This is a genomic window from Actinomyces glycerinitolerans (assembly GCF_900098745.1).
Taxonomy (GTDB): Bacteria; Actinomycetota; Actinomycetes; order Actinomycetales; family Actinomycetaceae; genus Actinomyces; species Actinomyces glycerinitolerans.
On sequence record NZ_FQTT01000005.1, the window covers coordinates 21,459 to 31,996 of the forward strand.

Genomic DNA, 10,538 nt, shown 5'->3' on the forward strand with positions numbered 1-10,538 from the left:
GAAGATGGCCCCATGAGCGAAGCCCGCCCCACGCCTCCAGCCGCGTCCGCCACCGCCCTGACCGGCGTGCCCGCCGCCATACGCACCCGCTGGAGCGAGCTCGTCCGGGACATTGAGCGCGCCCGCGACGCCTACTACGACGCCGTCGACGCCCAGAGCCCGTGGTCCGACGCCGAATACGATGCGCTGTACCGCGAGCTGGAGGCCTTGGAAACCGCCCACCCCGCGCTGCGGCTGCCCTCCTCACCGACTCAAACGGTGGGCGGACGTGCGGTTACGGACTTCGCCCCCGCCCCGCACCATGAGCGCATGTATTCCCTGCAGGACGTGTTCAACCTGGACGAAGTGGAGCAGTGGGCGCAGCGCATGGCGGCCGAAACCGGGGTGCCCGACGCCGAATTGCCCATGACCGCCGAGGTCAAGATCGACGGCCTGGCGGTCGCCCTGACCTATGAGCACGGGGTGCTCACCCGTGCCGCCACCCGCGGCGACGGCGTGGTGGGGGAGGACGTCACCGGCAACGTCCGCACCATTGACTCCATCCCGCTGGTGCTAGCCGGCGACTCGCACCCCGACCTGTTGGAGGTGCGCGGCGAGGTGTACTTCCCGGTCGAGGCCTTCCATGAGTTCAACGAGCGGCGCCGTACCGAGAACCTGCAACGGGAGGCGGACGGCCGCCCCCGCTTGCAGGTGTTCGCCAACCCCCGCAACGCGGCCGCCGGCTCCCTGCGGCAGAAGAACCCGGCGGTGACCGCCGCGCGTCCGCTGTCGATGATCGCCCATGGCGTCGGCGCCATCATCCCGGCCTCCGGGGAGCAACTGCCAACCTCCCAACATGCCTGGTACGAGCTGCTCTCCGCCTGGGGCCTGCCGGTCTCTCCCTATAACGCGGTGGTACGGGGCCGGGCCCAACGGGAGGCCTATATCGCCCGCTACGCCGACCACCGCCACGACCTGCTGCACGAGATCGACGGCATCGTGTTCAAACTCGACTCTCGTCCGCTGCAGGCCGAACTGGGGTATACCTCGCGCGTACCCCGGTGGGCCACCGCCTACAAGTACCCGCCCGAGGAGGTACACACCCGTCTGCTGGACATCGACGTCCAGGTCGGTCGCACCGGCCGGGTGACCCCCTTCGGGATCATGGCGCCCGTGCTGGTGGCCGGTTCGCGCGTCTCCCGCGCCACCCTCCACAATGCCGCCGAGGTCGCCCGCAAGGGCGTCAAGATCGGCGACTTGGTGGTGCTGCGCAAGGCCGGCGACGTGATCCCGGAGATCGTGGGACCCGTGCTCGAGCGGCGCGACGGCAGCGAGCGGGACTTCGTCATGCCGCAGCATTGCCCCTCCTGCGGGACGGCGCTGGCGCCGGCCAAGGAGGGCGACGTCGACCTGCGCTGCCCCAACACTCGCTCCTGCCCGGCGCAACTGACCGAGCGCATCGCCCACATCGGCTCCCGCGGCGCCCTGGACGTTGAGGGGCTGGGGGACGAGGCCGCCTCCGCCCTGACCCAGCCCGATGCCGGACGCGTCGAGGCACTCGCCGCCGTGGCTGCCGGCCGCGTGCTGGAAACCGAGCGGGGGCGCCTGCGCCTGCCGGCCGAAGAATTGCAGGCGCTGCACCCCGCGGAGCGGATCGGGGCCGCCGAGGCCCTGCTCACCGAGGGGGGCGCGCCCGCCCAGCGGCCGGTCCTGACCGGCGAGGCCGCCCTGTTCGAACTGACGGTCGACGATCTGCGCGACGTGTTCGTCTACCGTCCCATTACGCGTGGCGGCGTCCCCACCGGCGACTGGCGGCGGTTGCGCTTCTTCTGGTCGAAGCAGCTCTACGCCAAGGACGGCGCGATCAAGCGTCCCGCCGCCGCCGGCAAGAACGCCACCGCAATGCTGAAGCAGCTTCAGGCTGCCAAGCAGCAACCACTGTGGCGGGTACTGGTGGCGTTGTCGGTGCGGCACGTGGGTCCGACGGCGGCCCGGGCGCTGGCCGGGCGCTTCGGCTCCATGGACGCGTTGCGTGCGGCGAGCCTGGAGGAATTGGCGCAGGTCGACGGCGTGGGACCGACCATCGCCGCCGCCTGGCAGGACTGGCTGGGCGCCGATTGGCACGAGCAGATCCTGACGCGCTGGGCGGCAGCGGGGGTGCGCATGGCGGACGACGCCGAGCCGGCCGGGCAGGCGCCCCAGACGCTGGCGGGCCTGACCGTCGTCGTCACCGGCACCCTGCAGCACTTCACCCGCGACGGCGCCAAGGAGGCGATTGTGGCCCGTGGCGGCAAGGCCTCCGGGAGCGTGTCTAAGCGGACGAATTACGTCGTCGTTGGCGAGAACGCCGGTTCTAAGGAGACCAAGGCCCGGGAGCTGGGGCTGCCGCTGCTGGACGAGGCCGGGTTCGAGACGCTGCTGGCTGGTGGCCCGGACGCGCTAGAAGCCTGAGACGTGACTAGGCCCGCCCACCGCTTCAAGCGGTGGGCGGGCCTAGTCTGGGCCGTTCGGGCAGCCGCGATGGGGTGCGGCGAAGGCTCAGTAGTGAGAGACGACGGTGGTGCCGATTTCCGCCCAGTCGTAGATCCACTTGGCCTCGGCCACGGGCATGTTCAGGCAGCCGTGTGAGGCGGAGAAGCCCCAACTCGACCACCACGGGGCGCCGTGCAGTGCGTAGCCCGCGTAGAAGTAGGAGATCCACGGCACGTTCTCCGTCTCGTAGTCGGTGCCGTCCGCGTTCTGCCCGCGCATGGTCTGGGTCTCGTACTGCAGGTAGACGTGGTAGGTGCCGGTTACGGTGGGGGTGGCGGCGGCGCCGTCGACGATGGTTACCGGGCCGCGCACCACGGTCGCACCCTCGTAGGAGGTGACCGTCTTGGCCGACAGGTTGATGTCGATCCACTTCTCGCCCTCGGCCGCCTGGTAAACCAGGTTCTCGGCGCCGTCGGCGATCTCGCGTTCCTCCCACTGCTCCTCGTCGGTGGTCATTTCGAAGGCGCCGGCGTAGGCCTCGCCGCTGGAGAGCGAGTCGGCGATGGCCGTGGTAATGGTCTCGGCGTTGTTAACCGTCTGGCCGGCAACCGCCTCAACGCTCGTGGCCACGACCTGACCGGAGGAGTTGACGTTGCGCTGTCCGACAACCGGCTCGACGTTGGCGGCGGCCGCCTGGGTGCTCACCCACTCGGCCACCTGGTCGCTGTCAATGGACAGGGTGGGGGCGGCATCGAGGTTCTCGGTGACCTCCACCCAGGACGCCTTGGTCGCGATGTCGGCGGTGTAGGACGCGGTTCCGTCCGCGTTGGTGATGGTGACGTCTTGAGAGATCCACTGGTTGGCCGTGTCCGCCACGGCCTGAGCATCCGCATCCGAGACGGCGGGAAGCGTGTTGATGTACGTCAGATCCACCGAGGCGGGGGTCAGTGAGGACGCGGCCTGTGCCGTGGCCGCGGCCAGATCGGTGGTGTCTATGCTCACGCCCGCGCTGGCGGCACTCACCTCGAAGGTGGTGACGTCGGTGTTGAGCACCACCGAGGCGTTTTGCGCCTTCGCCTGGTCCTCGGGCACGAGGCCGTTGGCGTATTCCTCCAACACGGCGTCATCACTGGTGGTGACGACTTCGATGTCGGATCCGCCCAGCAGTGCCGTGAAGCGGTCGACGACGTCGGCACCGCGGCTCATGGCAGCGTCCGCGGTCGCCTCGGCGTCGACGGTTGTGCCCAGGTCTGTCAGGGAGGCGGTCGCCTCCACATCACCGGTGACGGTGACGGTGGCGGCCTGTACCCGGGCGTTGATCGCAGCGACGATCTCGTCCCGACTCATGCCGGCCATGTCGGTGCCCGCAATCGTGGTTCCGGGCACGGCGACGTTGGCGTAGTGCGCGGCATAGGCGTAGCCGCCCACGCCGACCAGGAGCAGCGCGGCGGCCAGGGATGCCAGCGCCCAGCGGCGCCGACGGTGGGGCCGCTTTTCACTCTCCGAAGCATCCGGGGCGAGCGGAGCGCTTTCGGCGGAAGCCGGTGATGCCTGCCCGCCCTCCGGGGTCGACGCCGTTTCGGTAGGTGCTACCGCTGAGGTCTCCTCGGCGTCGGGGGCCGCATCCGGCTCGGCCGGAGTGATTGCGCTCGGGGCGACGGGCGCCGCTGCATCCACCGGTTCCACCGGGGCGTTCTGCTGCGTCTGGGCCGCCTGCGCGGTGGCTTCGGCGTCGGCGGGGGTGTGCGCCGTCGGCGCGGCGCTCGCTGCGGCAAGGATTGAGGTCCGCGCCACCGCGGGGGTCTCGCCATACGGGCTCTTCAAGACGGTGTCCGGGGCAGCATCGGTGTCAGCGGGTCGGTCGGTCAGTGCCGACGACTCGTCGATCTCCTCCGGGGCCGTCCCGGTGGGGAGCTTGTCGCTGTGCATAGGATCCTTATTCGCTGGCGGCCCGGCGAAGGCGGGGTCGTCCTGTTCTGGGTATCCGCACTAACCGCGGAACCTCTGCCGCCAATGACACCGGCACCCGCTGGGAATGTCAATGTTGTCCGCCACGGTGTGCCTGTGACTTCTCGCATGAGGCGTGCGGAAACGCCGTAGTGCGCCCGCAGTTTCGGTATGCGTCGCGCCACTATGTAATGTTATTGTGATGAAAGCGCAATTGCTGTGCAAAGGTTGCGGGTGACAAATCTCCGGCCGAGGAGCCGATGCCGTGCGTGGGAGCGGAGGGGCGGGCGAGCGGGCGCCGACTCGGCAGGGGGCCGGCAAGTAGATACACTCGGGCCCATGTCTGCTATCTCCAAGGATGAGGTCATTCGCGTCGCGGCGCTTGCGCGCGTGGCCCTGAGTGACGAGGAGGTGACGCGGCTGGCCGGTGAGCTGGATGCGGTCGCCTCCGCCTTCGCTCGGGTCAACAGCGTGGTCACCCCCGACCTGCCGGCCACCTCGCACCCGGTTCCGCTTACCAATGTGATGCGCGAGGACACGCCCGGCCCAACGCTCAACATCGAAGAACTGCTCGCCGGCGCCCCCGCCGCGGAGGACTCCGCGTTCATGGTGCCTCGCATCCTGGGAGAGGACTCCGCCTCGTGAACCCGATGAACTCTGACACCACAACCGCCGCCGCCCTGGTGCGGGCAAGTGCTGCCCAGCAGGCCGCCGCCCTGGCCGCCGGCGAGGTCTCCTCCCGCGAGCTGACTCGCGCCCACCTGGACCGCATCGCCGCCGTCGACGGCGCCGTGGGTGCCTTCCTCGACGTCGACGCCGAAAAGGCCCTGGCCGACGCCGATGCTGCCGACGCCGCCCGCCGGGAGGCCGACGCCGCCGGCGAGCAGGTGCCCGAGCTGACCGGCGTGCCGACGGCGGTCAAGGATCTGATCGTCACCCATGGCCAGGTGACCACCGCCGCCTCCCGGATTCTGGAGGGTTGGGTGCCACCGTACGACGCCACCCTGGTGAAGAACCTGCGTGCCGCGCACCTGCCGATCCTGGGCAAGACCAACCTCGACGAGTTCGCCATGGGTGGCTCCACCGAGCACTCCGCCTTCGGCCGTACCGCCAATCCCTGGGACCTCGAGCGCATCCCCGGCGGCTCCTCCGGCGGCTCGGCCGCCGCGGTCGGCGCCTTCGAGGCGCCCGTCGCGGTTGGCACTGACACCGGCGGTTCGATCCGCCAGCCCGCCGCCGTCACTGGCACCGTCGGCGTGAAGCCCACATATGGCACGGTCTCCCGCTTTGGCGTGATCGCCATGGCCTCCTCCCTGGACACCCCCGGCCCCATGGCGCGAACGGTGCTGGACACCGCGCTCCTGCACGACGTCATTGCCTCCTACGACCCGCTCGACTCCACGTCGTTGCCGGACGCGCCGCGCGGTATGGCCGAGGTGGTGCGTGCCGCTCAGGCCGGAGCCGACCTGAGCGGACTGCGCGTCGGGGTGATCGCCGAACTCGATGGGGGCGAGGGCTACCAGAGCGGCGTCGTCGACTCCTTCCATGCCGCTCTGGAACTGCTTCAGGAGGCGGGTGCCGCGGTGGAGACCGTCTCGCTGCCCCACCTGGAGTACGCGCTGGACGCCTATTACCTGATCATGCCCGCCGAGGCCTCCTCCAACCTGGCCCGCTACGACGGCATGCGCTACGGCCTGCGCGTCGAGCCCGCGGAGGGCCCGGTGACCGCCGAGACGGTCATGTCCGCCACCCGTGGCGCCGGATTCGGCGACGAGGTCAAGCGGCGCATCATCCTGGGCACCCACGTGCTGTCGGCCGGGTACTACGACGCCTACTACGGCTCCGCCCAGAAGGTGCGCACCCTGGTGCAGCGCGACTTCGCCGCCGCTTGGCAGCAGGCGGACGTGCTGGTCTCGCCGACCGCACCGGTTACGGCCTACCGCTTCGGGGAGAAGGACGACCCGCTGGCCATGTATAAGCTCGACGTGACCACCATCCCCGCCAACCTGGCCGGTGTCCCGGCGATGAGCCTGCCTTCGGGCCTGAGTGACGGTCTGCCCGTCGGCTTCCAGATCCTCGCGCCGCAGCGCGCCGACGACCGCCTGTATCGGGTGGGCGCGGTGCTTGAGCAGATGTTGGAGAACAAGTGGGGTGGTCACCTGCTTGCCCAGGCCCCCGAGCTGGAGGTGAAGTGACATGAGCGAGAAGCTGATGGACTACGACGAGGCCGTGCGCCGCTACGACCCGGTCATCGGTCTGGAGGTGCACGTCGAACTGGGCACCGCCACCAAGATGTTCGACGCCGCCCCCAACGTGTTCGGGGCCCAGCCGAACACCATGGTGACACCCACCAGTGTGGGCCTGCCCGGTTCCCTCCCGGTTGTCAACGGCAAGGGCGTCGAATACGCCATCCGAATCGGGCTGGCCCTGGGCTGCCAGATCGCCGAGACCTGCCGCTTCGCCCGGAAGAACTACTTCTACCCGGACCTGTGCAAGGACTTCCAGACCTCCCAGTCGGACGAGCCGATCGCCTACGACGGTGCCCTCCCGGTGGAACTCGAGGACGGGACGGTCTTCACCGTGCCGATCGAGCGCGCTCACATGGAGGAGGACGCCGGCAAGAACGTGCACGTAGGCGGCACCGACGGGCGTATCGAGGGCGCCGACCACTCCCTGGTCGACTACAACCGGGCCGGCGTGCCGCTGGTGGAGATCGTGACGCGCCCCATTGAGGGCGCCGGTGCCAGGGCGCCCGAGGTTGCCGCCACCTACGTGCGCACCCTGCGGGACATCTTCCGGGCACTGGGCGTGTCCGAGGCGCGTATGGAGCGCGGCAACGTGCGCGCCGACGTCAACGTCTCCCTGCGCGAGGGCCCCGACGCCCCCATGGGCACTCGCACCGAGACCAAGAACGTCAACACCTTCCGCGGCATCGACGCCGTCGTCCGCTATGAGATCAGCCGCCAGGCGGCCATTCTGGCCGACGGCGGCACGGTCCAGCAGGAGACCCGGCACGGCCAGGCGGACGGCACCACCCGTGCCGGCCGTATCAAGTCCGACGCCGACGACTACCGCTACTTCCCGGAGCCGGACTTGGTGCCGCTCGCCCCCAGCCGCGAGTGGGTCGAACAGATCCGCGCCAGCCTGCCCGAGATGCCGGCCGCCAAACGGCGTCGGCTGAAGGCGGAGTGGAACTTGGCCGACGACGAGATGCGTGACGTCGTCAACGCGGGCGCGCTAGAACTCATCGAGGCGACCGTCCTGGCCGGTGCGACCGGCCAGGCGGCGCGCAAGTGGTGGATGGGGGAGTTGTCCCGCGCCGCCAAGGAGCGGGAGGTCGCTCTGGAGGACCTGCCCATAACCCCCGTGCAGGTCGCTGAGCTGCAAGCACTGGTTGACTCGGGCCGCCTTACCGACAAGCTCGCCCGGCAGGTGCTGGAGGGTGTGCTGGCGGGCGAGGGCGATCCCGAAGCGGTGGTGGAAGGCCGCGGGCTCGAAGTCGTCTCCGACGAGGGCGCGCTGCTGGCCGCCGTCGACGAGGCTCTGGCTGCAAATCCGGATGTCGCCGAGAAGATCCGCGGTGGCAAGGTCAAGGCGGCCGGAGCCATTGTCGGCGCAGTCATGAAGGCCACCAAGGGGCAGGCCGACGCGCGCCGGGTGCGCGAGTTGGTGATGGAGCGCGTGGGCGTTTGACCACCCGACCACGCCGTTGGTGACCGACAACTCGCGGCGTTGACGCGGGACATGCGGATCCGGCTGTCTCTCCGCTGTGAGCCGAGAGACAGCCGGAACTGTTTAGCGCTTTATGGGGATAAGCTCACTCCGTATACACAGTCATCTGGCCGAGACCTGCGACCGTCGTTGGTCTGTCTGACTTACCCCATAACGGAGGATCCAACCCATGGCACAGCCGAGTCCCAGCTACACCGTTGCCCTGCACCTGGAGGTGCCGGCCTCACAGAAGGCCGTCACGACGCTCGTCGACACGGCTTCGGCAACGGGAGCCATCGTCAACGGCGTAGACGTTGCGGACACCGACGGCGACACTCTGATCGTGGACCTGACCGCCGACACCCGTGACTCCAAGCACCGCGGTGAACTGGTAGAGGCTCTCAAGCAGCTCGACGGCGTAATCGTCCACAATGTCGGCGACTCCACCTTCCTCGCCCACGTGGGAGGCAAGGTAGAGGTCACGCCGCGTACCCCCATCCACAACCGGCGCGATCTCGCCCGCGTATACACCCCCGGTGTAGCCCGTGTGTGCAAGGCCATCCACGACCACCCCGAGCGCGCCCGCCAGCTGACCATCAAGAAGAACACGGTGGCGGTCGTCACCGACGGGACCGCCGTGCTCGGCCTGGGGGACATTGGCCCGGAGGCCGCCATGCCGGTGATGGAGGGCAAGGCGGTGCTGTTCAAGCAGTTCGGCGACGTCGACGCCTGGCCGGTGGCACTGGACACTAAGGATCCCGAGGAGATCATCAAGATCGTCAAGGCGATCGCCCCTGCCTACGGCGGCATCAACCTTGAGGACATCGCCGCGCCCAAGTGTTTCGACATCGAGGCGCGCCTGCGCGAGGAACTCGACATTCCCGTCTTCCATGATGACCAGCACGGCACCGCCATCGTCACTCTGGCGGCGCTGATCAACGCACTGAAGGTCGTTGGCAAGAAGATCGAGGACGTGCGCATCGTGCTCTCCGGCGTCGGCGCGGCGGGCTCCGCCATCGCCAAGCTGCTCATGGCGCATGGTGCTACGGACATCGTCGGCTACGGCCGCTCGGGCGCACTCAACAGCGAGCACACCGAGGGCATGAACGAGCACCGCAAGTGGCTGGCGGAGAACACCAACCCGCGGCACGTCTCCGGCACCCTCAAGGAGGGCCTGAAGGGGGCCGACGTATTCATCGGTGTGTCGAGTGGAAACTTGCTCGAGCCCAAGGACCTGGCGGTCATGAACGAGAACGCGATCGTCTTCGCCATGGCCAACCCCACCCCGGAGGTCGACCCCGTGGGTGCGGCCGACTACGCCGCCGTGGTCGCCACCGGGCGCAGCGACTTCCCGAACCAGATCAACAACGTGCTGGCCTTCCCCGGCCTGTTCCGGGGTCTGCTTGACACAGGCATCACCGAGATCTCCGTGGAGCTGCTGCGCGCTGCGGCCACGGGCATCGCCGGTGTGATCGCCGATGAGGAACTGAGCCCGGTGTACATCATTCCCGGTGCCTTCGACAAGCGTGTTGCGGCAGCGGTCGCCAAGGCGGTGCGCAAGTTCGCCACCGTCTGACGCACGGGAACCCGTAACGCGGGCGCCGTGACAACCGGATCGGCGGATGACTCCGGCGGCTCGGCCGGCGACCGCAGGGAAGCGTGGGCTGTTGGCTCGACCTCGAACTCGGGGGAGTCAGCAGCCCATCGCCGCATCTGCCGCGCGCGATGGATCGGCGTCGCGCCGCGTGGTCCAGTTCATAGCGGCGGGATTTGACGTCGCCCCGCGCCGTGGCGATAAAGTACAGCCCGCTGCGTCGGACGCGGTTCCCGAACCGGGAACGGGCCGCGCGGCCACGCATCCGCGAGGAGCCGGCTGTGATCGGGGAGATGCTCCCCGGCCTTGACGCCGATCAAGTTTCCTCATAAGATCGCGGATGCTGCTCGCCGGAGTGAAGGGCCGATCGGAAGACCGCCCGGAGCTTCGACTGGGTGTGTTGTTTGGGATCTCGATAGTGTGTCGTGTTTGTTTGTTTTGTTGGTTTTTTGTTGGTTTCTTTGTTTGGTTTTTGTTTTGTTTGGAGAGTTTGATCCTGGCTCAGGACGAACGCTGGCGGCGTGCTTAACACATGCAAGTCGAACGGGCTGGCTCTGGTTTTTTGCTGGGGTTGGTTAGTGGCGAACGGGTGAGTAACACGTGAGTAACCTGCCCTCTTCTCCTGGATAACTGCTTGAAAGGGCGGCTAATACGGGGTGGTCTGGCCTGCCTGCATGGGTGGGTTGGTATAGGTTCAACTTTGGTTGTTCTGGTGGGGGATGGGCTCGCGGCTTATCAGCTTGTTGGTGGGGTGATGGCTTACCAAGGCTTTGACGGGTAGCCGGCCTGAGAGGGTGGACGGTCACACTGGGACTGAGATACGGCCCAGACTCCT

6 protein-coding genes and 1 rRNA gene are annotated in these 10,538 nt (G+C 68.4%); 6 read left to right on the top strand and 1 reads right to left on the bottom strand.

Annotated elements, in window-relative coordinates; genetic code table 11:
• The first annotated feature begins 12 nt into the window (after nucleotides 1-12).
• A complete protein-coding gene (gene ligA / locus ACGLYG10_RS04070; RefSeq protein WP_073328142.1) occupies nucleotides 13-2,430 on the top strand; it encodes an NAD-dependent DNA ligase LigA in 2,418 nt (805 codons plus the stop codon).
• A gap of 87 nt (nucleotides 2,431-2,517) precedes the next feature.
• Here the strand turns inward: ligA and ACGLYG10_RS04075 are convergent, their stop codons facing one another.
• Nucleotides 2,518-4,380, bottom strand: a complete 1,863-nt coding sequence (locus ACGLYG10_RS04075) for a L,D-transpeptidase (RefSeq protein WP_083565479.1) — start codon at nucleotides 4,378-4,380, stop codon at nucleotides 2,518-2,520.
• Between the two features lie 357 nt (nucleotides 4,381-4,737).
• Here ACGLYG10_RS04075 and gatC point away from each other — a divergent pair, with 357 nt between their 5' ends.
• The 5 genes from gatC to ACGLYG10_RS04100 form a co-directional block, all read left to right on the top strand.
• Nucleotides 4,738-5,043, top strand: coding sequence for an Asp-tRNA(Asn)/Glu-tRNA(Gln) amidotransferase subunit GatC (gene gatC / locus ACGLYG10_RS04080; protein ID WP_073328145.1), 306 nt, complete (start codon nucleotides 4,738-4,740; stop codon nucleotides 5,041-5,043).
• 5 nt (nucleotides 5,044-5,048) lie between these two features.
• On the top strand, nucleotides 5,049-6,593 hold the full coding sequence (gatA, locus tag ACGLYG10_RS04085; protein WP_073328170.1) for an Asp-tRNA(Asn)/Glu-tRNA(Gln) amidotransferase subunit GatA: 1,545 nt from the start codon (nucleotides 5,049-5,051) through the stop codon (nucleotides 6,591-6,593).
• Between the two features lies 1 nt (nucleotide 6,594).
• The gene (gene gatB, locus ACGLYG10_RS04090) at nucleotides 6,595-8,091 is read left to right on the top strand and encodes an Asp-tRNA(Asn)/Glu-tRNA(Gln) amidotransferase subunit GatB (protein WP_073328147.1); all 1,497 of its coding nucleotides are present in this window, start codon (nucleotides 6,595-6,597) and stop codon (nucleotides 8,089-8,091) included.
• A gap of 208 nt (nucleotides 8,092-8,299) precedes the next feature.
• Nucleotides 8,300-9,685: an NAD-dependent malic enzyme gene (locus tag ACGLYG10_RS04095; protein WP_073328150.1), complete on the top strand. Its 1,386-nt coding sequence runs from the start codon at nucleotides 8,300-8,302 to the stop codon at nucleotides 9,683-9,685.
• A gap of 496 nt (nucleotides 9,686-10,181) precedes the next feature.
• Nucleotides 10,182-10,538, top strand: a 16S ribosomal RNA gene (locus ACGLYG10_RS04100); the annotation flags it as partial.